Source organism: Gardnerella sp. DNF01204 (assembly GCF_049244145.1).
Classification (GTDB): domain Bacteria; phylum Actinomycetota; class Actinomycetes; order Actinomycetales; family Bifidobacteriaceae; genus Bifidobacterium; species Bifidobacterium vaginale.
The window spans coordinates 1069526-1096026 of record NZ_CP058379.1 but is presented as its reverse complement, the minus strand read 5'-3'; the positions used below and the strand labels follow the sequence as shown (position 1 = coordinate 1096026).

General features: G+C 38.9%; 21 protein-coding genes. 8 read left to right on the top strand and 13 right to left on the bottom strand.

Annotated elements, in window-relative coordinates; genetic code table 11:
* Positions 1-283: 283 nt before the first annotated feature.
* Positions 284-937, top strand: a complete 654-nt coding sequence (locus HXT46_RS04280; protein WP_004117575.1) for a TenA family protein — start codon at positions 284-286, stop codon at positions 935-937.
* A gap of 162 nt (positions 938-1099) precedes the next feature.
* Here the strand turns inward: HXT46_RS04280 and HXT46_RS04275 are convergent, their stop codons facing one another.
* From HXT46_RS04275 to HXT46_RS04260, 4 genes are all read right to left on the bottom strand, one after another.
* Complete coding sequence (locus HXT46_RS04275; RefSeq protein ID WP_020759472.1) at positions 1100-2230, bottom strand: 4-hydroxybutyrate dehydrogenase; 1131 nt, start codon at positions 2228-2230, stop codon at positions 1100-1102.
* Positions 2231-2411: 181 nt separating this feature from the next.
* Entirely contained in the window at positions 2412-3752 is a 1341-nt protein-coding gene (gene nox / locus HXT46_RS04270) for a H2O-forming NADH oxidase (protein ID WP_421785704.1), read from the bottom strand.
* Positions 3753-3897: 145 nt separating this feature from the next.
* Positions 3898-4296: a type II toxin-antitoxin system HicB family antitoxin gene (locus HXT46_RS04265; RefSeq protein ID WP_009993678.1), complete on the bottom strand. Its 399-nt coding sequence runs from the start codon at positions 4294-4296 to the stop codon at positions 3898-3900.
* Positions 4290-4556, bottom strand: a complete 267-nt coding sequence (locus HXT46_RS04260) for a type II toxin-antitoxin system HicA family toxin (RefSeq protein ID WP_004113190.1) — start codon at positions 4554-4556, stop codon at positions 4290-4292. The genes HXT46_RS04265 and HXT46_RS04260 overlap by 7 nt, the downstream gene beginning before the upstream one ends.
* A gap of 322 nt (positions 4557-4878) precedes the next feature.
* On the opposite strand from HXT46_RS04260, the gene HXT46_RS04255 reads away from it, so the two are divergent.
* Positions 4879-6363, top strand: coding sequence for a sensor histidine kinase (locus HXT46_RS04255; protein WP_032837358.1), 1485 nt, complete (start codon positions 4879-4881; stop codon positions 6361-6363).
* A gap of 7 nt (positions 6364-6370) precedes the next feature.
* Here HXT46_RS04255 and HXT46_RS04250 read toward each other — a convergent pair whose 3' ends face one another.
* The 4 genes from HXT46_RS04250 to HXT46_RS04235 form a co-directional block, all read right to left on the bottom strand.
* Positions 6371-6643, bottom strand: a complete 273-nt coding sequence (locus HXT46_RS04250; RefSeq protein WP_004113182.1) for a WhiB family transcriptional regulator — start codon at positions 6641-6643, stop codon at positions 6371-6373.
* Between the two features lie 179 nt (positions 6644-6822).
* Entirely contained in the window at positions 6823-8712 is a 1890-nt protein-coding gene (locus HXT46_RS04245) for an FtsK/SpoIIIE domain-containing protein (RefSeq protein WP_165844581.1), read from the bottom strand.
* 96 nt (positions 8713-8808) lie between these two features.
* Positions 8809-10194, bottom strand: a complete 1386-nt coding sequence (locus HXT46_RS04240; protein WP_004113177.1) for an LCP family protein — start codon at positions 10192-10194, stop codon at positions 8809-8811.
* 141 nt (positions 10195-10335) lie between these two features.
* Positions 10336-11790: an LCP family protein gene (locus HXT46_RS04235; RefSeq protein WP_004113175.1), complete on the bottom strand. Its 1455-nt coding sequence runs from the start codon at positions 11788-11790 to the stop codon at positions 10336-10338.
* 104 nt (positions 11791-11894) lie between these two features.
* On the opposite strand from HXT46_RS04235, the gene HXT46_RS04230 reads away from it, so the two are divergent.
* Complete coding sequence (locus HXT46_RS04230; protein ID WP_421785701.1) at positions 11895-15194, top strand: glycosyltransferase family 2 protein; 3300 nt, start codon at positions 11895-11897, stop codon at positions 15192-15194.
* Between the two features lie 49 nt (positions 15195-15243).
* A complete protein-coding gene (locus HXT46_RS04225) occupies positions 15244-16845 on the top strand; it encodes a DUF5719 family protein (RefSeq protein ID WP_421785699.1) in 1602 nt (533 codons plus the stop codon).
* Between the two features lie 28 nt (positions 16846-16873).
* On the opposite strand, the gene HXT46_RS04220 is transcribed toward HXT46_RS04225, so the two are convergent.
* The gene (locus HXT46_RS04220; protein WP_004138024.1) at positions 16874-17302 is read right to left on the bottom strand and encodes a metallopeptidase family protein; all 429 of its coding nucleotides are present in this window, start codon (positions 17300-17302) and stop codon (positions 16874-16876) included.
* 163 nt (positions 17303-17465) lie between these two features.
* On the opposite strand from HXT46_RS04220, the gene HXT46_RS04215 reads away from it, so the two are divergent.
* Together HXT46_RS04215 and HXT46_RS04210 are read left to right on the top strand one after the other, a co-directional pair.
* The gene (locus HXT46_RS04215) at positions 17466-18284 is read left to right on the top strand and encodes an HAD-IIB family hydrolase (RefSeq protein WP_013399656.1); all 819 of its coding nucleotides are present in this window, start codon (positions 17466-17468) and stop codon (positions 18282-18284) included.
* 118 nt (positions 18285-18402) lie between these two features.
* Positions 18403-19188, top strand: a complete 786-nt coding sequence (locus HXT46_RS04210; RefSeq protein WP_009994383.1) for a ComF family protein — start codon at positions 18403-18405, stop codon at positions 19186-19188.
* A 7-nt stretch (positions 19189-19195) separates the two neighbouring features.
* Here the strand turns inward: HXT46_RS04210 and HXT46_RS04205 are convergent, their stop codons facing one another.
* From HXT46_RS04205 to glgB, 3 genes are read right to left on the bottom strand one after another with little or no spacing between them, the layout of a single operon-like run.
* Positions 19196-20329: a sensor histidine kinase gene (locus HXT46_RS04205; protein WP_004117611.1), complete on the bottom strand. Its 1134-nt coding sequence runs from the start codon at positions 20327-20329 to the stop codon at positions 19196-19198.
* On the bottom strand, positions 20301-21041 hold the full coding sequence (locus HXT46_RS04200) for a response regulator transcription factor (RefSeq protein WP_004113162.1): 741 nt from the start codon (positions 21039-21041) through the stop codon (positions 20301-20303). The genes HXT46_RS04205 and HXT46_RS04200 overlap by 29 nt, the downstream gene beginning before the upstream one ends.
* A 47-nt stretch (positions 21042-21088) precedes the next feature.
* Positions 21089-23362 carry a 1,4-alpha-glucan branching protein GlgB gene (glgB, locus tag HXT46_RS04195; protein ID WP_004117613.1) on the bottom strand — a complete coding sequence of 758 codons (2274 nt, stop codon included), beginning with the start codon at positions 23360-23362 and terminating at the stop codon, positions 21089-21091.
* Between the two features lie 146 nt (positions 23363-23508).
* Between glgB and HXT46_RS04190 the strand changes: the two genes are divergently transcribed.
* Positions 23509-24105: a CarD family transcriptional regulator gene (locus HXT46_RS04190; RefSeq protein ID WP_009994378.1), complete on the top strand. Its 597-nt coding sequence runs from the start codon at positions 23509-23511 to the stop codon at positions 24103-24105.
* A 133-nt stretch (positions 24106-24238) separates the two neighbouring features.
* Here HXT46_RS04190 and HXT46_RS04185 read toward each other — a convergent pair whose 3' ends face one another.
* Entirely contained in the window at positions 24239-25312 is a 1074-nt protein-coding gene (locus tag HXT46_RS04185) for a metal ABC transporter solute-binding protein, Zn/Mn family (protein WP_004114839.1), read from the bottom strand.
* Positions 25313-25555: 243 nt separating this feature from the next.
* Here HXT46_RS04185 and HXT46_RS04180 point away from each other — a divergent pair, with 243 nt between their 5' ends.
* Entirely contained in the window at positions 25556-26440 is an 885-nt protein-coding gene (locus tag HXT46_RS04180) for a bifunctional methylenetetrahydrofolate dehydrogenase/methenyltetrahydrofolate cyclohydrolase (RefSeq protein ID WP_020759463.1), read from the top strand.
* The last annotated feature ends 61 nt before the right edge of the window (positions 26441-26501 follow it).

The following is a 26501-nucleotide window of genomic DNA, read 5'->3' as shown; positions in this document are numbered from 1 at the left end:
GGGAGTAATTACTGTGATTGCTGAAGTTGCTGAAGTTACCATAATATAAAAATTGCAACCGAGTGCTGCTCAAATTTGTACCCAAGTTAAGTATGACTACTTATGATATTGTTCATACTAGCGTAGTTGTTCAGCTAGGTGTACGAGCAGTGCTCGGTTGTGCATAACTATACGACTATATGTGAACTGTATATGACGTAACTGGTATGGCTAACGCAACTATGCGCAATTATATTAATCTACCTAAGGGCTTATATGAGTTACAGAGAGAAAGGACGTGTCAATGACTGCACGATTTACCGACGAATTAAAAAATGAGAATATCGAAACATGGGATGCTGCTATTCATCATCGTTTTGTTAACGAGTTAGTTGAGGGCACTATTCCTGATGCTGTATTAGCTGGATATTTAATTCAAGACTACCGATTTTTAGATAGTTTCTTGGCTCTGCTTGGTGCTGCAGTTACGACAGCAGACACACTTGATTCTCGTCTCGTGTTTTCGAAATATATTGGTGAGGTAGCGGGAGATGAGAATACGTATTTTGTGGATGCGTTTAACGAATTTAATACTCCTGAATCTTTCCGCAATAAAATTCCAGACACTGAAGCAACTCGCGAATTTAAAAAGATGTTTTTAGACGCGGCTCACAGTGGACATTATGCTGCCGTGCTAGCCGTGTTAAACGTTACAGAATGGATATATCTTACGTGGGCATCAAATGCTGAAGGTAAGCGTCCTGAACGCAAGGTTCATTACCAGTGGATCGACCTGCATGATTATGAAGGATTCCACAAGTTTGTAGGGTTCTTGCGTGATGAGTTGGATCGTATTGGTCCTAAGGATGCTGATATTGCTCGAGAATATTTTGCGCGTGCAGTAAAGCTGGAGCGCATGTTCTTCGATAATTCGTATGAGACTCCTGTGGCAATCTAACGAATAGCATTCTAACGAACGGATGGAAATCTAACGGATGGAAATCTAACGAAGTAAGCAAGCTGTGAGAATAAAAATAGACCCTACAAGATTTGTAGGGTCTACCTTTGAGAAGATGAGAAATTTTCGTTAATAATTGAAAATCTCACTGTTAACTATATATTAGAAAGTAGATGCGTAGACTTCGGCAATAGCATCTTCGCTCATATGCATGTATGAATTCTTTAGAAGTCGCTGCTGCTCTTTAACAACGCTTGAAGCCCAATCGCGAATCATGTCTTTGGTCATTCCATACTCGTGAAGCTTGTGCTTAGGGAGAATCGTGTTAAGAACTTCGTCAAGATTGTTTAATACGTCTGCTTTTTGGCATTCAAGAATATTTGCCATAAAGTCAAAAAGCTTAGAAAGCTCAGTGTTTTCTGCGCTATCGCTATTCTCTTCGTGCTTAGCGTAGTAGCGCAAAACGCTTGTAAGAAGAGCAGCATTTGTCTCACCATGAGCCACGTGGAAAGTGCCGCCAAGAGGATAAGCCATAGCGTGCACGCAACCGCATCCGGCATTACCAAATGCAATGCCAGCGTAAAGACTTGCCGAAACCAAGTCGCTTACAACTTGGGCTTTAGCGCTGCTACCTTCCTTAACAACTCGCATGTAGCTTTGCAAAATAAGACCGCAAGCCTTGTAACTAAACATTTTTGTAAGCTCTGTTGCAATAGGGGAAAGCGCAGACTCAATAGAATGCGTAAGAGCATCAATAGAGCTGGTTGCAAAAACGTAATCAGGCAGGCTCTTTAACAATTCTGGAATAAGAACCGCGTCTGTAGCGTAGCAAGAATCGTTTGCCAAACCCTTTTTAGTGTTGCGCTTTGTGAGCGAGAACACGGCAACGTTTGTAACTTCGGAACCAGTGCCGCAAGTAGTTGGAACAAGAATAAGATCTGCGCCTTTTTGCGCAGGAATCTTGCCATCAATCAAGTCTTCAAGCGGGCTTGTTTGCTTTAACGCGCAAACTTTAGAAATATCCAAAACAGTGCCGCCGCCAATGCCAATTACGCGCCTTGGAGTAGTGTGAATATCTCGAACAATCGCGTCAACCATTTCGTCGCTTGGCTCGCCCTTGCCGTAGTTTTCTTGGAAAATCACATTACAATCAAGATTTAAATCGCCAAAATAAGGCTCCCAAATGTACTTGTTTGTAATAACCAAATCGTCTTTGCCAAGCTTAAATTCTTGCGCAAAATCGCGCGTATTTTCAAATTTGTGAATAGTTGGCTTAATAGATAGCTGCTTCATCCTAGACTCCTTTGTTTTAATTTGTACGTCTTACGCTAATATGCGCGTTTTAATTCGCGATTTGTGCGCGGATGATTAAAAAACCAAGCAACCGCTCCATTATAGAACAAATTGCTTGGTTTAATAAACGCGATTTAAGCTAATCGCAGAACTTAATCAGCAGAGATTAATCAGAAGCTAATCATCCCTTCAACAAAGCCGTGTAAGCTGCCATCGTAATGTAATTGTATGGCTGGTTGAAGTGAGGCATAAAGAAGATATCACACAATGCAAGCTCTTTAATCGTGACTTTCTTTTGAATAGCAAGAGAGAACAGGTGGATTGCTGCAGACATATCGTAGTTAGAAGCCAATTGGCATCCAACAATCACCTTAGAATCCTTCTTGTAAACAATGCGAATCTTAACTTTTGGATTCTCAACTTCCATAAACGCAGGCTTTTGAGTATCCTCAAAATCAACGTAATCAACGTCCATGCCCTCTTTTTGAGCAGCCGTTAAGCTCAAACCAGTGCAAACAAGCTTGTAGTCGTAAATCATCATTGCGCTAGAGCCTTGCACGCCCTCGGTTTCTACAGGAGTTCCGCAAACGTTGTGGCCTGCAATCAAGCCGCTTCTAACGGCATTAGTAGCGAGCGCAATGTAGTTTACGCGGTCTCGAGCGTTGTCGTAGATTGTAGCGCAATCGCCAATAGCGTACACGTCTGGGTCGGAAGTTTGCTGCTTTTTATCAACTAGGAAAGCGCCGTTTTCGTATTGCTTCAAATGATCTTTTCCAAGAGCAACATTTGGGTGGAATCCAATAGCACAAATCACCATGTCGGCGTCGTAAGTGCCCTTGCTTGTTTTAACAGCCTTAACTTCAGTATCTCCAACAATCTCTTCAACAGCTTGACCAAGCTCAAACTTAATGCCCTTATCTTCCATAATCTGCTTCAAATTATCGGAAAACTCTGGGTCAAAATAGCCGTTAAGAATATGGTCTTCCATGTCAATAAGAGTCACGTTCTTGCCAAGGCGCTTAAAAGCTTCCGCAAGTTCCACGCCAATGTAGCCGCCGCCAAGAACCACAACGTTATTAAAATCGCGCTCTTGAAGCTTAGTAATAACAGTTTGCGCGTTCTGGAAAAGCTTTACCATTTGCACGTTTTCCAAATCAATGCCTTTAATGCGTGGCTTGTTTGGAAGGCTGCCAGTAGCTAGAACGAGTTTATCGTAAGAATCGTGAATAACAGATCCGTCTTTAAGCTCTACAGTAACTTCTTTCTTTGCGTAATCAATGTCTAGAACTTTGCTTTCAAGATTTACTTTTGCGCCCTTTTTAACGAAATCTTCTGGCTTCTGGTAGAACAGTCCATCGCTGCTTTGAATCTGCTTTCCAATCCACAAAGCCATACCGCAGCCAAGGAAGGAAATGTTGCTATTCTGATCGTAAATTGTAAGATCGTTTCCTGGGTAGCTCAAAATGGTGTTAGCGCAGGCAGTGCCAGCATGATTTGCGCCAATCTGAATAATCTTGGTCATCGGTAATCTCTTTTCGTCGTTGATGTTACTGTTTAATTTTCATATGCGTGCTGTTAACCACATTGTTTGTTAGTTACACGCTGGTACTAAATCTTATTACATTGATACGAGTCTTGCTAATTTTGATTCTAGGTGTGTTGTGGTCCTATGCTCGCTCAAGCACGCGCTCAATAGCGTTGTTTTGCGAAAGAAGATAAACGCAATACTGGTTCATGCTTATGCCTTCGGCTTGAGATTGCTCAGACAATTGTCTGTGTAATTCTTTAGGAAGACGCAATTTGAATTGCCCAGAATAATCATTTATCTCATGGTAAGACGGCTCTTTTATGTTTACTTTGCTTTGAAGTGCGGCTTCCAGCCAAGCCTTTTTAGCATCCTGCGCATTTGCTGCTGCTTCTTGTTCGGATTCTCCAGAACTCATGCACCCTGGCAAATCAGGGTAGTAGGACACAAATCCGCCTTCATCTGGATCTTTTACAATCTCCAGCTTGTATGGGAGTGACATGTAGTAGCTAAGCGTTTTATTCGTAAGTGTTTTCACCATATTTGATTTTCCTCTTTTATTTCTTCGTCTTCTGCTTCTACTACAGATTTCACCATTTCTACGTATATCTTTTTGATTGGTTCATGCTTAGGAATTGTAATTGGGTTGGCGTGATTTTTGCGAAAAGTATAATGACTGCTTCCGCTTCTTGGATTGCACATTTCATATCCGTAGGCTTCTAGCACTTTTTTCAATTCCTCAAATCTCATATCTTTAGATAAGCTAAGTATTCGCTTAAGTAATTTGTCCCATTGCGACATTTCACCCCCAGTTAATAGCGTGTTTTTGGTGTTTATAAAATTATAAGTGGTGTTACATATGGTGTCAATGTATTCGGTTTGCTGCATAGAAATTATGCAAATCATGATTTGGAGTGAAATATAAGAAACGATGCAAATTTAAACTAACTTTTGTTCGTACAAATATGGAAAGTCGTAAATTTATTTTATTAACAGAAATCTATGAACAGAAATTTATAAGACTATTTTATTAAAAGAGTTATTGTAATTTGTTGCCACGTAATTGGTAGGAGTAAATCCTCCATAGTTTTAGATTTATCCATGTGGCTATATTATTGTGGTTATGGCTGATTTTTCTCATATTCTTGCAACGCGTCCAGATTTTGATGAGTCTGATCGCGAATGGCTGCATCACCTTGTAGCAGACTGGCAGGTAATAGCAGACTTAAGTTTTGCAGACTTGCTTTTGATTATTCAAAACGGCAATGGTGATTACGTTGTGGCAGAACAATGTCGTCCGTCTACAGCAATTACACTTCGAACTGAAGATTTGTTGGGCGTAAAGCTAGATGAATCAATGCATCAAGAACTAAGTGCAGCAATGAGTAAGGAAACAAGTTTCCACTCTTCTGTATTAAGAACTGTTGGAAGAGCAACAGTTTGTAATGTTTACGCCCCAGTGCGTCATAATGGCAAGACGTTAGGTCTTGTTCTTAGAGAAACAAATCTTGCTACAAGAGAATCAAACGGTAGGTATGAGACCGAAAGCATTAATGCTGGCAAAACTCTGTTCGACATGATTTCGCGAGAGCAATTTCCATACCACGATTCAATGCTAAATCAGCGCCACAATGCTAGAGTTGCAGATGGTTTTATTATTTTAGAAGAAAGCGGAGTTGTGCGCTATGCTTCTCCTAACGCAATTAGCTGTTTCCGTAGATTAGGCGGATTAGACACTATGCAAGGCGAGTTTCTATGCGAGTTTGGAGCAAGATTGTTGCACACAAACGATGTTGTTCCTGAAAGTTTGCCTCTTGTACTAAGCGGTAAAGCGGATGTTGATTGCGAACTAGAAGTTAATAATTCTGTTGTTTCTATGCGCTCGCTTCCATTGTATGGTCCAAATGATCGAACGGGTGCAGTTGTTCTTTGTCGTGATGTTACAGAGGTTCTCCGTAGGGAAAAAGAGCTTCAAACTAAGAATGCTACTATTTCTGAAATTCATCATCGTGTTAAGAATAATCTTCAAGCTGTTTCTGCTTTGCTTCGTCTTCAAGCTAGAAAAACTAAGTCTGCAGAAGTACGTAAAGAATTAGAAGAAGCACAAAGACGCGTTCAGACGATTGCTCTTGTCCACGAAGGTTTAAGTCAAACAGCTGATGAGGTTGTTGATTTTGATAAGGTTATTTCTAGTTTGCTTAAAATGTCTATTGAGCTTGCTTCGCAAAATCAGAATATTACGATAGATTTTTGTGGCAAGTTTGGCATGTTGGCAGCACAAGATGCAACTCCTCTTTCTCTTGTTTTAACAGAACTTGTGACTAACGCAGTAGAGCATGGTTTTGAGGGAGTTAGTGAAGGACATATTAAGATTTCTGTTGGTAGAGGTGGGGATAATCTGAGTATCGTCGTCGAAGATGATGGAGAGGGTATTGAAAGTGAGTCTTTGCACGGTATGGCTAAGTCTTCTGGATCTGGGTTAGGCACTCAGTTAATCAATACTTTTGTTACTAACGACTTTGGCGGAACAGTTAAATGGGAGCAACGTAGAGAAGGTGGAACTCGTGTTCTTCTCGACATTAAGCTACGAGTTCCAGGAGTGGAGTAGATGTAGATTACAGTTCTGCATTTTGGTTTCTTCTTGCACGTATAGCCCTGCGTTTTAGTGATCGTCGTTCATCTTCACTAAGACCACCCCATACGCCGTAATCTTGGCTTGTTTCAAGCGCGCATCTTAGGCAATTGTCTGCAACGTTACAAGTTCTGCACACTGCTTTGGCTTCCTCAACCTGCTGATTAGATGCACTGTTACTTCCTACTGGGAAGAAAAGCTCAGGATCTTTGTCTCTGCATGCTGCTTTTGAACGCCAATCAAATGCGCTGCTCATAAATAAATATCCCCTTTAAAAAACGTAGCTTACGCTGGTTAAAACTATTATTAAACTTTGTTTTTAAAAACTATCCGCACTCAAGGAAACCATGAATATAACTTTTTTTCAAGACTTTTTTAAGAATTTTTTATTTTTTTAATTTTTTGAATAATTTAAAATATTTTTTATGTAAAGCCTTATGTAAAACTTAAAATCTGTAATAGATTAGCACTTCCAGGAATTACCATTACGCATCTTCCTGGAGTTTGATAATCATCTACATTAAGAGTTTTTAGCAAGTCTGATGGTATTCCTAGCATTGTATCTGTTCCAGCATCTCCTGTTGGGAATATTATTCTTACTGGTGCTTGTTCTGGTATGCGAATATGCCTTGCGTTTTGTGCGCAGAAAATTACAGTTATTTTTGGATTGACTAGTTTACTTTGAAATTCTTGAGACTTTGTGTCGCTACTAAAAGGTTCTAGCAGTGAGTCTGCATTGTCTAAAATATAAATATTTTGCGAATTGTTGTATGTGTTTCTTGATTTTATAGCTTTAGAAATTACGTTTATAAGATTAGTTTTTCCTCTCTTATTTCCTCCAATAATTGCGATATTTCCCAGATTTGTAGGTAGAATTGCCTCGCTTAAATTAATGCCATCGTCTTTTAAGCCTATTAACAATCCATCTTCTTTACTTAAGTCATAGCTAAAGTCAGAATTAAACCTAGAAGATTTATTGTTGCAAAAAGTATTATTGCAATAATTTTTGATTGTTGAATAACCTAAATATCTTGGTAATGGAGCACTGAATAGTTGTTTAGGTTGATTATAGTAGTAGAATTTTCCAGCTAATTTTATTGCTTGTATAAGAGAATCTTTGTTTCTGCTTTGTGAGCATTGTAATGCTATTATTCCATCTCCAGTGTTGCAGTATGCTGCTCCAGGATTGTTTGGATTTATGCTCGCTGCACAAGATGATCCTAATAATTCATGAGATTGCATTGCATCTCTAACTCTTAAACATATGTTTATAGACATATTTGCTTTCATGTCTGCATTTACTTGTGCCATTGGATTCTGTGTGCATGCTATAAGGTGCATTCCTAAGGATCTTCCAACTGATGCTATTCGTATAAGACGATTCATGTAGTCTGGCAATTGATTTTTTAATGCGTGAAATTCGTCTATAACAATAGCCAGTGAAGGCTGGTATGGTTTTACTTGATTAATATCATGGCATCCTTGGCATGCTACTAATCTTTCTCTTCTATCTAATTCTTTTTCTAATCCTTTAAGTGCTCTTACTGCATGTTGAAGGTTTAGATCTCCTACATTCCCAATGCTGTGTGGGAGTGTGGAAAGAGCGTCAAATGTGGCTCCACCCTTAAAATCCATAAAAACAAATTGCAAAGATTTGGGGGAGTAGTTGAATGCTAAAGCCAAACACCATGATGTTAGTAACACAGATTTGCCTGAGCCTGTTGTACCTGCTACAAGAGCGTGTGGTCCGTTTCTAATAAGGTCTAAACAAAAATATCCGTTTTCGCTTATACCGATTGGTGCTACGAGTTTTTTATTTGACTCATTGGAAGATTTTAGCCAAGAGTAAACAACATTTTTCCATGGAGGAGTAGCATGATTTACTATATTTTTAGAATTACTTATGCTGCTTATTTGATTCGCATTATTTATCAGTATTGCTTCTAAATTTATTGGAACAAGCGTATTCGGAACACCTTGAACATGCTGGCGACTTATCCTTTTAGAAAATTGTGTTTCAACATGTTTTTTAATATTATTTTCGTTTTTGTTATCACTTTTCTTATTCACATTGTATTGAATAATTTGTGGTATTAAGCAAGCAATATACATCATTATGCTTGGGACGACCATAGCTAACATCATCCAACTTTTTTGCAAGCACGCCATTATTGCTAGAGCAATATTGGCAAAAATCGGCACAATATTAGCGATAATCTGCATCCAAAACATTGATTTTGAGGATGCGTTTTTATTATAGATTGCGTTGTTTTCATAGTTTCCGTAGTTTTTACATTCCTTATATTCCATAGCGCAATCATGCATGAGTTTTTACAGTTTGTGCAAGGAAAATACAGCAGTGTGGTTAAAGGTTTAAATACGATAAAACTTTTTGTGTTAATCGTGTTAATCGTATTCGTATTATTGTTGATTCATTAGTTCTGCAAGTGTTCCTACGCTTCCAGGAGCATGTGTTCCTGCAGATAACTGGTTGAATAATTCAATGTTCTTGGCGTCGTCTAACAATACTGATGATCCGACTCCGTAAACCTCATAATCAGGATTTGTCCAATAAACTGTTCCCGTTACACCGTCTTTTCCTGTAGCTTCTTTAAACGCAAGCCCCATGTTTAGTAGTGTTCCAGGATTTGTGTTTTCGTCTAACATTGCTGAATCGAGAGATGCTTTTGCAAATCCTTTTACGGTCCCAAAATTTGTAAGTGTGCTGCTAGATAATGCTTTTTTCATTATTGCGCTTATCACCATGCGTTGTCTTGCTGCTCTACCAAAGTCGGATTGTGGATCCGCGTATCTCATTCTGGAAAAAGCTAGCGCAACTGTTCCGTCTACGCTATGGCATCCAGCTGTCCAATTAAGACCACTGTATGCATCATTTACAGTACGGTTATAGCATAAATCTATTCCGCCCAGAGAATTTACAACTTTTGTAAGTCCTTCGAATTTTATTTCTGCTACATGGTCTATTTTGTGACCAGTTATTTTTTCGACTGTTTTTGTTAAGGCTTGTTTTCCAATATCTTGCGCAACAGTGTTTATTTTCATTTGCTGACCATTTATTGAAACAAGCGAGTCTCTTGGAATTGATATTAAAGAGCTGTGTCCGCTTACAGGTTTTGTTAGTACAAGAATAGTGTCTGTTCTAAAGCCTGTTATCTCTTTAGCTTCTTCGCCTTCTCTCTGGTCTGATCCTAGAATAAGCCATGTTGTTTCTTGAGTGTCTTCTGTATTAGTCAACCATGGTTCGCGTTTTATTTGTGAATCAACCCAGTTCCAAGATAACGCTCCACACACTCCTACAATAATTAAGAGCGTTACTAACAATAGAGTTAAGTATTTTAAGAAATGATGTTTTTTTCTATAACCTATAGGGTTATTAGCAGGATTATCAATTGATTCTACATCGTCTGGTTTTTCAAAGATTTTATTAGACGTTCCTATATAAGACTCAGGTGAAATCATATACGATTCGGAATTTGAATATGCTGTGCTAATCGGTTGCACATTAATTGATGGTGTTATATTCGATATTTTTGGATGACTTGTGTTGCCGTTTTTGCGCGATGTTGGTGCAAAAGATGGTGCTTTTTGATTGATTTGTGAGTTTTGATTTTCTATTTCTTTAAATTTGTGATTCTGTTTAGGAGGAAAACTCGGTATTGCATTTCCATTATTTGCGCTTGTATTGTGTGAGTAAGAGCCATTCTTATTTTTTCTACGATTAGATGGTGCAAAACTAGGAGGATTATTCTGATTCCCTGAAGCGTCTTCTGGACGTTGCTGGCTCATTTATCCTCCTGTAGCATAACTCGTATGTGTTTGCTAATTAATAATTTCTAATCGTATTAACTCAATGCAATAACTAACAATGGCATTATAAAGCATTGTGGTTATAAAGTAGTGTCGAAAATATATTTTCTATCTTTCTTATTATTTCCCTTTTGGAACTGCGCAAATAGTGTTATTTAAGTATTTATCTGCAATACCCATGTAATGCCCAGTATTTGGATCTCTTATTGTTCCATCATTTGGATCCACTATGCCTCCACTATTTGGGTCTATTAGTCTGCCTAATTCGTCTTTAGCTAATCCAGTTTTTGGATTAATAGCGCTAAGTTTTCCTGCTGGTCCGCTATTTGTAGAATCGTAGGAACCTGTACCGTTCGTATTATCCGAATCGTCATTTGAGACATTGGAATCTTTAGAAGTTGATTTTTTATCTTCTTTAGAATTTTTCTTTGTAGATTTTTCAGACTTACTTTGCTTAGAGGCAAGATGCTTAGTAAGTGGTTTATTTTCTCTCATCAATTCCCAAACGTCTTCTGCACTGTCGTCAAGAATAACACGATTCTCGTCAGCTGGATCAGCTGTAATCGGTATTGTTTGTGCATAAATATTAGAAGTATTTAACTTGTGAAGGCTTGTTGCTAATCCAACCAGTGTCGCAGGATTTGCTAATCCTTCGCTTATATTAAGCGATTTTAGAGCAGATTTTGCAAGCTGATATAGCTGACCTGATTGTGTGAACAAGTTTTTAGACAATGCTTGATGAATAAGCTGTTTTAGTAGATATTGTTGACGCGTAGTTCGCATAATATCTGAGCCGTCGCTTGCAGTATCATGCCTCATTCTTGCATACTGTGTTGCTTGAACACCATCTAAATGCTGTAATCCGTGCTTTAAATTAACTCCAGTGTAGTAATCTTTAGTATCTACTGGAATACACAAATTTACGCCGCCTATTGCGTTAATCATGTCGCTTAGACCACTAAAGTCTGCAACAATGAAATTAGTTATATCTAATCCAGTAATTTCATTTACTGTTGCAAGAGTGCACGATGCTGCCGATGCTAAATCGCCGCCTTTAGCGTACCCAAGAGCAAAAATAGAATTGAACATCACTTTGCGCCTGGAAGGAATTTTTCCATTAGTCGTATTGCATGATGCTGCTTTAACCATTGAGTCTCTTGGAATAGAAACAATATTTATATAGGATCTGTCTGCGCTGATTTGAACAATCATCGCCGTATCTGATTGATGATTTTCATCTTCGCCACCGCCCTGAAAAGCACGGTTTCTGCCTTCTCGAGTATCTTGACCAAGAACAAGAATGTTGATTGTTTTACCAGCGTTAGGGTCTACTGCTTGAACTTTTTTGCCATCTTTTGTAATCATGTTAACAACACGAGATTGTATTGTAGACGAAAAATCAAGCCAAACAGCTGCTATGATTGTAGAAAAGAAGGCTAGAATGGCAACAATAACAATAGAAATTAATTTACGAGAATTATATAAAATATGATTGCTTAAGCTATGATGTGGAGCTGAGGAGTCCCAATAGTTAGTTTGGTACCGGCGGTCTTGTTCATAGCGAGAGGCTGCCATGCTTCCTTCTTTCGTAAACACACATATAAGCTACTATTATAGTGCATTCTATTGAGAATTATCTAAACATGCATAATACATACCCCTTGCGTACACTATTATGTATGGATTCATTAACCGCTGAGACTGATACGTTTGAAAATAATGTTTTACACGTTTTTTCAGCTTTAAATCGCAAGCAACCGCGCGAAGTTGATTCGTCGATTATTTCAATAATGAGTGTTGAGAGAGATACGCGGTTTTATGAAGACACTTTGCAAGCTTTAATAAATCAAACTGTTCTTCCAGGAACTATTGTTGTAGCTGATTGTGCTAATAGAGTAGAAAAAGAATCTGTAACATCTTTTAATGTTCAAATAGAACCAACAACATTATCTGGTCTAATTTCTAGCGCAGATTTTGTTAGTAATTATGGTGGTGATTTTTCTAACAACAATCAGGGTTATATACAGGAATCTTACGCAAAGATAAAGATTATTGTTCTATCTATTAAATCTGCAAAATCTTTTGGCGATGCGGTAGAAAAATCTTTGAGAAAACTTTTACCATTGCAAGGCGTTAAATCCTTGTGGCTTCTTCACGACGATTCAAAACCTTGCGATAACAAGTGTCTTGAGGCTTTAAGAGAAACATGGAGAAATACACCAACAGCTTGTATTCTAGGTGCAAAACAAGTGGATTGGCAGGGTAAGATTTTGCACAATGTTGGCATGTATGCATGGAAACATAGAGTGCATTCTCTTACTGTAGAAGGTGAACCAGATCAGGAGCAGTATGATTTTCGTGGAGATGTTTATTCTGTTTCTTTGGCTGGTGCTCTTGTTTCTCTTAGCGCATGGCAAACGATGCGAGGGACTCAACCTTGGTTAACAACGTTTGAAGAGTCTAACGATTTTTGTAGGCGAGTTATTTTAAGCGGTGGGCGAGTAGTTGTTGTGCCAAAAGCTCGCATAGCGCATAGAAGAGCGCGTTTTGATGGAATCCGCACTCGAAGTGGAGAAGAAAGACCTGTTGAAAAATCTAGTATTTGCTACGGTTCTGCATATTCGATTATGGCAAAACAAAGATATTTGTACACGGATATTCGTGTGATTATGTGGCCAATTGTTTGGTTGAGTAGCCTGCCTATGTCATTAATTCGCGCCTTGCAGTCTTTGTTTGCTAAGCAGCCATATGTGGCATTCATGCACCTTATACTCCCGTGGATAGCATTAGCGCAATTTCCTAGAGCTATTTTTGCTAGAAGAAGAGTATCTAGAGTTGCGAAAGTGTCTTTGAAGAGGCTTTCGTCCCTTATAGCCAGTCGTAGCCAAATTACACGTTGGAAAGACAAGACTGTTGCTTTTAAAACTCAAAAAAAGGGAGTTATTCTAAGTCCGCTTGCAAGGCGACATTTGCATAAGCGAATTTTACTTCGTTGGAGTGCTGCTATTTTTGCTTCTTTGCTTGTGTTTGCGGCTGTTATGCTTCTTTATGGTGCTCCTATTAGTAAGATTTTTTCTGGATCCTCGCTTTATTCAAGCCAATTACTTCCTACTGGCTCTAGTTTTAATCAACTTTTTAATTCTGCAATCGGATCTTATATTCCAGATGATGGTTTTGCTTCTGCAATACCTCCATCTCCTCTTCTTATTATTTGGATGCTTGCCTCTATTGTGTTTGGTGGCAATACAATAGAGGCAGTAAGTGTTATTTTCTTCCTTGCAGCTCCAGCAATGTTGTTAAGTTTTTGGGCGCTTGCAGGAGTATTTACTCGTTCCGATATTGTAAGAGTTTGTTCTGGTATTTGTTGGACAATGATTGCAATGGCATTTGGCATATTCGCTAGAGGCGACTTACCAATGCTTCTAACAATGGTGTTTTTGCCAGCAGCATTTGCGTTTGCTTTCCACGCTGTAGGAATGTATGTTACAGAAGATCCAGTGCTTCCTGTTCCATCTATACAATGTGCTGCATGCGCATCGTTATGCTTTATGATTCCTCTTGCAGCTTGCCCTCAGCTTATCCTACCTATGATTGTTATTTTCGTAGCATCATTGATAATGGTTCGTTCACATCGTTTTATGCTAGCGCTTATGCCTATACCTTCTGTGTTGGTTCTTCTTCCAACTCTAGGTAGTGTAGTTCGCTATTTTGAATCTGGAATGTGGCGTCAGCTTTTTGCGACTATGGCTGTTCCATCGCAAAAAATCAATGGTGCTCCTAGAGTTGTCAACTATTTAGATGTTTTACTTAGAGCTTTCAATATTGATTTGAATCATTTTTCTTCCCAATCTTTGCCTATTATGCAGCTTCGCGGAATCATAATGATTGTGTTTGCTGTTCTCGCTTTGTTAATGGCTTTAGCTTCTCTTGCTCTTCCATTTGCTTTAAGAACTTCTAGAATGATGTGGGTTGTGATAGTAAGTGGTATGGCTCTTTCATTAGTTGCATCTCGAGTCGTTATCGCAGCGGATTTTGATGGTCCTATATCTTCTAGCGTTCTTCCAGGCGTATGTTTAAGCGCGCTTGGTGTGCTTGCTTGCATGTGCATGGTTGCCGGTAAAGCTGTTCATCGTTTTGAGCCTTTGCGAAGATCTAATATAAATATTGATAATAATCCAGACGATTATACGACGCGCGTTTCTAAGCGTGCTGCTATTAGGCGCTCTGCTAAAGCGATGCTCCGTAAGATTATTCATCTTGCTAGAGGAATTTTAGCTTTTGGTATTTTTGCTGTTGCTATTCTGCTCGGATTATTTGCTATAACAAGTGGTCCTTTAACTTCTGTTTATGCAAGTGATAACGGTTTACCAATGGTTGTTTCTGACTATTTAAGGAAGAATGACTCTAATCGAGTCCTTGCTATTAAAGCAATAAATAGTCGTGAGCTAGATATTTCACTTATGCGAACTGTTCGAGGTGATCTTATTGATCTATCTCCAGCATTACAAGTTCGAGATGTACTTTACGGGTATTCTCCTAGCAGAAACACACTATATTATGCAGCTTCTAAGCTTCTTTCTCATGCAGACGATGAGTCTATAGAAACTCTGAAACAGCTTGGAATAGGTGGAATTTATATTGTTAACGATTCCATAACTAAAACTAACTTATCTGCTAACAATTCCATCTTGTCTTCTGATAGTACTTCTAATAAGGAGGCTACAGAAAACCTGATTGCTAACGTTAATGCTTCCGATGGTACTCAACTTGTTGTTTCATCTGATCACGGAACATACTGCCGTTTTGATGTTGATAACAGTAAAAAATCTGTTTCAAAAACATCGATTTATAGCCATTCTCGTCCACTTTCATGGAGAATGCCTTGGTTTATTGTTTTTGCTTTAGTCCTATTATTGTATTGCTTAGTAGCGTTGCCGCGTTTTAATAATAGCAATTTAATAGAGCGTGTAGATGATTAGTTAGATGATTATGATTTATTAAACGAATAATATGTCAGGGAAGATTTAAATGAAGTCGAATAAGAATTCTAAAAATAGTCATCGCCATGCAGAAGAGTATGCTTCTGTTAATCTTTCTACTCGTTTTAGAAGATTCAAATTATTGTTATTGTCGCTTTTAAGTGCTGCAATACTAGTTTCTACTGCTGTTGTAATATCCTACACATCTCCGTTTAAACATATTATGGATGATCCTATTTATCCGAATGGAAGTGTGGAAAAACAAGTAAGTTCTACTAATTTTCAAACGGTTTGTCCGACTAGAGTATCTTTGCCAGATGTAGCAAATTATGGCGATAGTGAGTTTCAAGAATCCGAAGGTGATTTAAAGTCGGTTGCGCGATATGCGTCCTTTGGCAATGTTTATAAGTCCTCTGTACATGGTTTAAAAGATTCTGGAAATTCTAAAGATTTAGTCAATAAATCTTTTACTAATGTTTCTAATTCAGATGATGATAGTAAAGCTTATTTTGCTGAAAATAATGTAGACAAAGATGCTCAAATTTTAGAAAGCAATTTTCTTAATGCACAGTCTGGTACTGGATCAGTTGCTTCTAGTGTATCTTGGGCAACAAATGGGGATTTAAAAGGTTTGTCTGCTACTTCTTGCGTATCTCCATCAATGCGACAAAACTTTATTATTCCGCAAATATCGGAAGGTGTGTCAATAAGATTAAATTCTATTAATCTTTCATCAAAACCAACTGTTGTGAGTGTTAAAGCGTGGTCAACAAGTAGATCAGGTGCTCAAATGAATCTATCTACTGGAAGTACTTTTACTGTTCCAGCGCATAGTGACTCTTCTTTTAACATTTCTGCCGCAGCCGAGAAAACTAATGGGCTGTATATTCAAGTTTCAAGTGACCAAGCACCAGTTTCATCTTTTGTTAAAGTCGTTCGCTCTCAAGGACTTGTTTCTAAGGGAGTGGATATTATTCAGCCAACAAGCTCGGCGTCTAAGGAACCTGTTTTACCCGGCATTACATATGGAGATCAGGTCAAAGCTTATATTTGGTCTGATAAAAGTGGGAAACTCGATTTATATTGGCTGGATGATTCAGGAAAGAAAAGCATTAAGGAAGTAGATCTTAATGCAAGGCAAGTTCAGGTTGTTGATTTAGGAAATGCTCCTAAGGGAGTTGGCGCTATTTTTGCTCAAAGCACTGTCTCGACTTTTATTATGGCTTCTGTTGAAAGAAACGGTAAAGATGGTCAGAGTGATATTGCTTTTGTTAATGCTGTTAATCCTATGACTAATAGTGCTTTTGTATCTCCGCTTTCTGCAGATGAAACTTCGTTATATATTGCAAATGGTTTAGTGGATAATTCTCACGTAACCATAAATGCTTATGATTCTTATGGAATAAAGGTATCTTCTAAAGCGGTTGATATTAAACCTTATACTGTTTCAACAATATATGCAAAAGATATTAATCCTAAAGCAATTATGTTTACGCTTAAATCAAAGTCTGGCGTATCTTTTGCTTCTAGGATTCAAAATAATACGGTAAATAGCGCGGGACTTGCAGGAGTTGCTTGGATTCCTTCTAAATCACTTGATCCTAACAGAATAAGTGTTAAGGTTAGAGCAAATCCTGCTATTGTGAAGTAGTTTATTTAGTAAACTATTTTAATTATCTTTACAATCCCCAGTCTGGGTCTATTTCTTCTGGTCTTCTGCCATACAATTCTGCTAGTCGTTGGACCATCTCATCTCGAATGGCGTATTGTAATTCTGCGCGACTAGTAACATGTGTGCATAGCGGCAGCCTGTACAATACGATTCTAGGTGGTATTCCTTTGGAAGCTGGAAATACTTGAGACATTATTCTTTTGTTGCTTTCCCAAAGTACTGGTTGAGATGGTGGAACGTCTTCTACAGCAAACTGCACGCCTTTTGTAAGATTAGACCATGCGCCATTAAGTCTTCGTATTTGACCAGCTACCATTGAGTCAAACATTCCGCTTGCTGTTCTGTACCGTGGTAGTCTTGTGCCAAACATTGGCATTCTCATTCCTCTGCCGTGTCGATTTTTATATCTTCGCTGTTCCCATATTAAAGACGTCATGCTTTAACTTTATTTGTATGCTAGGGCAATTTGACAAACTCATAGTGGAATAGATGGTGAAATAGATGGTGAAATGAGTGGTCTGCAAAACATGCAAGACACGTTGTAGTAAATATGTTAATAATATGGAATACTTGAATTGCAAGGTTTGTACAGGAGGCAAGTGTTGGAGTCTAATATTCATGAGTGGAATGAGCAAGGACTTTGTGAGTATCTTGTATCGTATTCGCTTATTGGTTTTGATTTAGACAATACTCTTGCTTGTTCAAAAAAGCCTATGACAAGTGGAATGCGTACAGTTTTTGGTGATTTGATAAATAGGTTGCCTATTGCTGTTATTACTGGCGGTGACTTGCGACTAGTTAAAAGTCAGATTTTAAATGTTTTACCTGCATATACAAGACTTGATAATCTACACATTATGCCGACTAATGGAGCAAGCTATTATCGCATTTCGGATGGGCGATTGTACTGCATTTACTCGCATAATATTTCTGACGATGATGCAAATCATGTTATTGAAGTAATTATATCTTGTGCTAAAAAAATGGGTTTGTGGAAGTGTGATTCAGATGAGAAACTTTGGGGGAGTCAGATAGAGAATCGTGGTACGCAAATCACTTTTTCAGCTTTAGGTCAACTCGCTCCTGTTGAATTTAAAAAACAGTGGGATCCTAGTGGAATTTTAAAAACTACTTTAGCTCAAGAAATTTCTAAAAATTTGCCTGATTTTTCTGTGCGCGCTGGTGGCTTTACTAGTGTCGATATTGTCAGCAAAGGTGATAATAAGGCTCAAGCTCTTAAGGCTCTTTCTTCCTATTGCCATATTCCTTTAAATAAGATGGCTTTTGTTGGAGATCGGATGTATGAAGGCGGTAATGATTACCCAACATCTTTAACTGGAGCTTTGGCTATTAGAGTAAAAGATCCTAGTGACACATTTAACTTGTGCACTGGAATGTTAAAACATCTTAATTCCTAGTGCGCTGATTTTTAGACAATTTTCTAATTCCATAAATATTTTCAAATTTTAAAATAGCCTTTAACCACATTGACTTAATTTTATTGCAATTACATTTTGTAATATTTATCGTCGATTTATGCTTTTAAAAAATCTAACTCATAAAATAAATGGGCTTATTCTTAACATTTCTTGGACGATTGTTTTTAAAACCATGGTTAATCTTATTCTTCCAGTTGGCTGTGCAGGATGTGATCTTCCTGATTGCGTTTTGTGCGATGATTGCACGAGTATGTTTAAAGAATGGCATAAGGATCCTTTGATAAGCGTAATGTGCGGAAATATTTATTCGTGCTCAACTTATGTAGGTTTTGTAAGGAAATCTTTGTTGTGTTGGAAGGATCATAGTAATCAACTTCTCGATAAGCCTTTTTCATATTTGGTTTCTCAATTGATAATCAAAGTTATTAGTGATTATAAAAATAGTTATGAAAGTAATTGCAAAAATACCGATGAAAATATTATTGAAAATCTTATTATCGTACCAATTCCATCGTCTTCTAAATCACAAAGAAAACGCGGAAGAAAACACATGGATCCTATTGCTAAATACGTTTCTAAAAATCTTAAAGAATATGGTATTAATGCGCGGGTTGTAAAAGCAATCAAAATGGGCAAAATAAAAGTAAAATCAGTTCAAGTTAAAGGAAGTAGGGGACGATCTTTGCGAACCACAAAAGGGTTTTTAGTAGACACAAGAATAGTGCCAAAAGGATGCAAAGTAATACTTTTAGACGACATTATCACTACAGGATCTACGATGAAAAATTGTGTTGAAGCATTAAAAGATTGTGGTATAACAGTTTTCGCGTGTTTTGCTATAGCAGGAGTATGGTCAAAGGAAAGTGTTTTATACGGATTATAATAACTCGTTATTTGTTATACGTAAGCGGTAGTGTAATTTCAAAATTAGCTCCACGCTTATCATCAACAACTTTTACAGTACCGTTATGTAATTGTGCAGCCCATCTTGCAATAGACAAACCCAATCCTGTGCCACCAGACTCAGTTCCAATACCTTGGCTTCCCTTAACAAATTTTCGGAAAATATCAGCCCTATCCTCCTTAGGAATCTGGTTTCCAAAATTAATAACGTTACAAACTAGAGTATTCTTCTCATGATTCGATTTTGCTGTTATAAGAATCTTAGTATTGTCTGCAGAATGTTTAATAGAATTAGAAACCACATTAGTAAACAATTGCGATAGGCGATTTTTGTCCCCAACAAGCGTAATATCATTTTCGACATTAAGACTTATATGATGATTATGCCCAGCATCCGCTATTTCTATAGGTTCGACAATACTGTTAAGAAAATCTTTAAAATCGAACTCTGTAATAACAAGACTTTCTGCACCAGCTTCTACTCTAGATAAATCGAGTAGAAAAGTGATTAAATCAGCCAACTTGTGAATCTGATTTAGAATAGCCTCCATATTCGACGGTGTTGGCTCTACAACTCCATCAGCAAGATTTTCTACCATAGCTTGTAATGCACTAACAGGTGTTCTAAGCTCGTGGCTTACATTAGCTATAAGATCACGCCTCATGTTATCAGCATGCTCTAGTTCTTCAGCCATTTCGTTAAAAGCTAGAGTTAATTTTCCAACCTCGTCTTTTCTATTCTCAATCTGAACTCGCACGGAATAATCGCCATCTGCCATTGCTTCAGAAGCATCTCGCATTTGTCTAAGCGGAGCAGTTAATCCTCTGGAAAATGCGTAAGTTATACCTAGCGCTACAGCTAGCGTTATAGGCATTGCAATCCATCCGCTTAACCCAACTTTTAAAAGAAACCAAGCCATTACAAATGCTATAGCTGTTGCAACAACAATAATCGCAGATAATTCACCTTTTAAAGACGCAAAAAACCCTATAAAACGATTAGGATGCAAAGCAGATTGCAAAGTGACCTCAGAAAAAGAATCGACTTTACCTACTTTATCAACAGAATTGTTATTGTTATTTTTATTATTTCTAGTTAAATATTTGGTCATAATCTTCATCAGGTGGCTCAAAAGCATAACCTATTCCATGTATTGTGCGAATCCAAGAAGAACCAATTTTATGTCTTAAAGATTTAACATGTGAATCAACAGTTCTAGTTCCAGAAGCATCTGGCCAATCCCAGACTTCTTCTAAAAGTGTTTCTCGTTTTAAAACATCATGAGGATGCTTTGCAAAAGTAGTCAATAAAGAAAATTCAGTAGGAGTAAAATGAATTTCTTTACCGTTAAGAGTAACAAGCCTCTGTCTAGGGTCAATAATCAAATCTCCAAACTTAAATAGAGCGTTATATTGCGCTCTATTTGCGATTAAAGTAGCTCTTTCAACTCTCCTCAAAATAGCAGCACATCTTGCGATAAGTTCTCTAGGAGAAAACGGTTTAGTAACATAATCGTCTGCTCCAGCGCTTAATCCAGCCAGTTTATCCGACTCAGCATCTCTAGCTGTAAGCATCAGCACAGGAATAGGGTATCTAGATACTATTCTGCGAGTCGCCTCAATGCCGTCCATAACAGGAAGCATGACGTCCATAATTATAAGATCAGGCTTTAAGGTTAAAGCAGCTTTAACAGCAGACACTCCATCAGAAACAACTCTAGCCTTCCAACCTCTGGCAACAATACGTTGCGCAATAGCTGTGGCTAAATCTGGCTCATCCTCTACAACAAGAATTGTTCGAGGAACACCTTTTTCTGATGGAGTGTCCAACATTTTAACCTAATTCAGATTCCTAACTTAAGTTATTAATTATCAACTAACTACTTGCTGACTGGCTTAAGGAATACAGCTCCAAGCGCTGGAACAGTAATCCTTGCAGAATATGGTCTTGAATGATACTCTTCAGCAGCGGCTGTGAATGTGCCATTGTGAATATCAGAACCACAATACTTAGCGTCGTCTGTTGTAAGAACTTCTTCCCATTGACCACCCTTAGGCAATGCCACTTGGTAATCTTGCCAAGCCTGACCAGAGAAGTTAACAACCACAACAATTTCTTCACCGTTATCACCAATACGAATGTAGCTTAAAGTATTGTGATCAGAATCGTCGCTAGTAAGCCACTGGAATCCGTCTGGCGTAAAGTCTTGGCTCCAAAATGCTCTAGAACTCTTATACAAAGCGTTAAGATCTGCTACCAACTTTTGTACACCTTGATGGAACGGCCATTGAAGCTCATGCCAATTAAGCGAATTGTTGAAGTTCCATTCGCAAGACTGACCAATTTCACCACCCATAAACAGAAGGTTCTTTCCTGGGTGAGACCACTGATATGCCAAAAGCGCACGAAGGCCAGCAAATTGCTGCCACTCGTCTCCAGGCATCTTTCCAAGAAGAGATCCCTTGCCATAGACAACTTCATCGTGGCTCAAAGGCAACACATAATGTTCGGAATATGCGTAAACCATAGAGAATGTGATTTCGTTGTGATGCCAACGGCGATTAATTGGCTCTTCCTTAAGGTATTGCAAAGTGTCGTGCATCCAGCCCATATTCCACTTTAAGCCAAAGCCTAAGCCGCCCATGTCTGTAGGAGCAGTAACGCCTTGATATGCAGTGGACTCTTCTGCAATCATCATAATTCCAGGATTATTCTTGTATGCAGTAGCGTTTGCTTCCTTAATAAAGTCAATAGCCTCAAGGTTTTCGCGTCCGCCATACATGTTTGGACGCCATTGACCAGCTTCACGGCTGTAATCCAAGTAGAGCATAGAAGACACAGCGTCTACACGCAAAGCATCAACGTGATATTCGCTAAGCCAGAAGCAGGCGTTAGCAACCAAGAAGTTACGAACCTCGTGTCTGCCAAAGTTAAATATGTACGTTCCCCAATCTGGGTGCTCGCCGCGGAGTGGATCTGGGTCTTCATAAAGCGCAGTGCCGTCGAATCTACCCAAAGCAAAGTCATCCTTAGGGAAGTGTGCTGGAACCCAATCCATAATCACACCAATTCCAGCCTTGTGGAGCTTGTTTACTAAGTACTTAAAGTCGTCTGGGCTTCCAAGCCTAGAGTCAACAGCGTAATAACCAGTCACCTGATAACCCCAAGAACCTGAGAACGGGTATTGGGTAAGAGGCATAAACTCAACGTGAGTAAAGCCTTCTTGCTGAACGTAATCAACCAGGTGATCTGCAAGTTCGCGATAATTATCGTAATCGCGATTCCAGCTATTTGCCTGAACTTCGTAGATGCTTACAGGACCATCGTGAGCATTAGTCTTTGCGCGATGTTCAAGCCATTCGCTATCGTGCCATTTAAATTCGGAATCAACAACAACAGATCCAGTATTAGGTGGAAGCTCATGAGAGCGCTCCATAGGATCTGCCTTCATAATCCAGTTTCCAGCTTGAGTCATAATCTCAAACTTATAAACTTCGCCTGCACCTACTCCTGGAATGAAAAGCTCCCAAATACCGCTAGATCCAAGAGAACGCATTGCGTGGCGGCGACCATTCCAATAGTTAAAGTTGCCAACAACTCTTACAGCGCGTGCGTTTGGCGCCCACACCGTAAAAGCAGTTCCAGTAACTTTTTTAACCATCTTGCCTGTTTCTGGGCTAACAAGACCCCAAGAATCGGTAATGCTTTTAACATGAGCACCCAGTGCTTCCCAAAGTCTTTCGTGTCTGCCTTCGCCAAACAGATACATGTCCATATCGCCAATCTGAGGCAAGTAACGGTACGGATCATCATCTACAGACTCGGTTCCATCCACTTCCACAGTGCGGATACGATAGCTAGGAACAGACCACTCTTTGCTCTTAGAATGCTTTGTGGCAGGAACAACAGCAGTAAAAATACCGTTGTATTCGTGTTTGGCTTCGTATTCTCCGCCCTTAGTAAGAATTGTTACCTTCTTGGCCATTGGTCGCAATACGCGAACCGTGGCAGTACCAGCGCCTTTGCCAGTTCCGAGATGTCCACCAAGGACCTCGTGTGGATTGTAGTATTCTGCGTTGCTGACCGCAGCAAGCACGTCCTGACGGACAGCCATTGCGATTGCATCTTCATTGATGTTAGATACTGTACTCATGTTGTCTATCATACAACATTATTTGCGTATGTCTTGTGTGTTTTGAGCAAAGTTTGACTAATCAGTCAAAAAAATATCTTTTCGAGCCTCAAGTCTTTGCCTTATGGAAAACTGAAATGAGTTTTTCTGTGCATACGGAGGGTTCTGTGGGTTATCAAGTCGGCGATATGGTCGTCTATCCTCGTCATGGTGCGGCTCGAGTCGAGGAAATTAGTGAACGCACTGTCAAAGGTATTACTAGGCAATACTTACGCTTAGTTGTATTGTCTTCAGATGGTTTAGAGATTAATGTCCCAGTAGACAATGTCAAAAAAGTTGGCGTTCGAGATATTGTAGGCGCAAAAGAAGTTGCTAAAGTTTTTGAAATTTTACGCACTCCTATTCTCGAAAAAGAAATGAATTGGTCTCGTAGATACAAGCTTAATGTTGAGAAAATCGCTACTGGCGATGTTAACAAGATTGCAGAAGTTGTTCGAGATTTATCACAGCGAGATGTAGACGAACATGGTTTGTCTGCAGGAGAAAAGCGTATGCTTGCTCGCGCTCGCAGTATTCTTATTTCGGAAATTGCATTATCTGAAAAGATTGACGAAGAGCAGGCAGAACGCTTGTTAAATGTGAATCTTGGATATGCTGATCCTCTGCCTGGAGATGAGCAACACCATACTCAAGCTCCAGAAGAAGCTGCTGCAGATACTCTTAGATTGCTTGCCGAGAGGTCTAAAAAATCTAAAAAGAAGTAGGACATAAAACTAAAAAGAAATAGGACATAAAAATTCACCTCCTAAGTTATAAAAATTTAGGAGGTGAATTTTATTCTTTATTTATATTTTTTTATATCTTCCTATATCTTCTACTTATTTTTATTTTTCAGATTTACTTTCCAGGATCCTGCTGACCTTTGTTAGACCTACTTGGATCTGGCTTAGAAACTGTAGGCTTTTCTGTAATAGGCTTATTTTGCTGAGAGGCTTCGTGCTTTCCCAACTCTTTTCTCATGTTAATCGTAGCTTTACCGGCATTGTCAATGTCTTCGCAAATTTTCATAACCCATTTTCTTAAATCGGTTGCATACGTTGGCATGAGCTCGTTAACCCACATCACAGACGTGTAGCTTCTTCCAGCTGTTCCAGTCAAAATGCTTATGTCAGTATTATTGCGTTGACTGTTGTTGATTATTACGTCAAATTTTCTTTCTTCTATTAATTTCTGGAATTTGTCCACATTAGTCTTATCAATAGCATCGTCTTGAGCAGCCTGAGTAGCATATTCTTTAGGAGTAGAATCCTCTATATTCATATCTGACATAAGCCAGAAAAGAATAGGATTAGTCGACGCATACTTTAAGTTTTTGTGATCTTTACCAAACTTTTCAATATACTCGTCAAGATTCTTTTCTTGAGATTTAACAGTATTAAGTCTTTTAGTAAAAATCTTCTTCTTTGACGGAAGAATCTTAGAGAAAACGTCGCAAATATTAGACGCCATAGCACTTCTCGCATCTTTGGACAACCATAAGTAAGGATTATCACCATTTAAAGCGCCAACTGTAGAAGCAGCATTTACTGTTTCGCTCTTTTTAGATAAGTATTTTGCAATCCAACTGTCATATCCAGCCCCGTTAGAAATCACAACTTGTGCATCATAAAGTTTTTGCAAATCCTTACTGGATGGTTTAAATGAGGAGGAATCAACATCTGGCTTGTTTATTATTGACTTAACAACAACATCGTTGCCTCCGATCTCTCTGGCTAAGCTTGCCCAAGATTCAAGTGTGGAAACAACTTTAATTTGTTTAATTTCTTTTTTTGTATGTGTTGTTTTTTCAGAAGATTGTGAATTTGCACCGCACCCAGCCATGCCAATCAACATTGATGGCACAATTGCGCAAGCTAAAATCGCTTTGCATATTTTCTTTGCGCGACTTAAATGAAAAGTATTTTCACACATCTTTGCGCCCCTTCCGTAAACAGCGTGCACGTACAAAAGTGTGGTACTGCTGTGGTACAGCTAATAAGTTGTATTACTAATAATAAATACCATTCTATTATTAATATCCTGTTATTAGTAGTTGTGTCGCGCACCTCTATACCTCACGATAGCCTATCCATACGAATATACTACGTGTACGAATTGTATTAGATGATTTGTAAGTTGAACATAAGAATTAACATGCGAGCTGGGAAGTGAATCATGGTTGTTGTATTAGATGGGAAAGCGCTAGCTGCAAGTATTAAAAGCGACTTAAAAAATAGAGTAGAAAAGCTTAAAGAAAAGGGCATTAATCCAGGGCTTGGAACGCTTTTAGTTGGAAGCGACCCTGGTTCGTTGAAGTATGTTGCTGGAAAACACAAGGATTGCGAAGAAGTGGGGATTCGCTCAATCCGATGCGATTTGCCAGAAGACGCTAGCGAATACGAAATTCTTACTGCTGTCGAAAAATTAAATAATGACCCTTCCTGCACAGGTTTTATAGTGCAATTACCTTTGCCAAAAGGCGTGGATTCTAAGAAGATTATTGAGGCAATAGACCCTGCAAAAGATTGCGACGGAATGCATCCGTACAATTTAGGCGAGCTGGTTATGCATATTTCGGGAGATATTGTTACACCTCTTCCATGCACGCCGCGAGGAATTTTGGCACTGCTAGATGCTTATAACATTGATCTTGAAGGCAAAAATGTGTGCGTACTTGGACGAGGAATTACTGTTGGACGAACAATCGGGCTGCTTCTTACGCGCAGGGGAGTAGATGCAACTGTAACATTATGCCACACGCGCACGCGCGATTTGCATGATATTATGATGCGCTCCGACGTTATTATTGCAGCAATGGGCAGCACTGGATTTGTAAAGCCTTGCGATGTTAAGCCTGGATGTGTGTTGGTTGATGTTGGTGTATCGCGCGTTTTTGATGAAGAAGTGGGCAGATATCGTGTAAAAGGCGATGTTGATGTTGCTTGTAGAGAAGTCGCGGGAGCGTATTCGCCAAATCCTGGTGGAGTGGGTCCAATGACTCGCGCAATGCTATTGGCTAATGTTGTTGACATGGCTGAGCGAGCAGCAAGCGGCGAGTAGTGTTAAGTAGCAAATATCAAGTAGCGCGACACGCCCGAAGTAAAACGGCGATTTTGGCTAT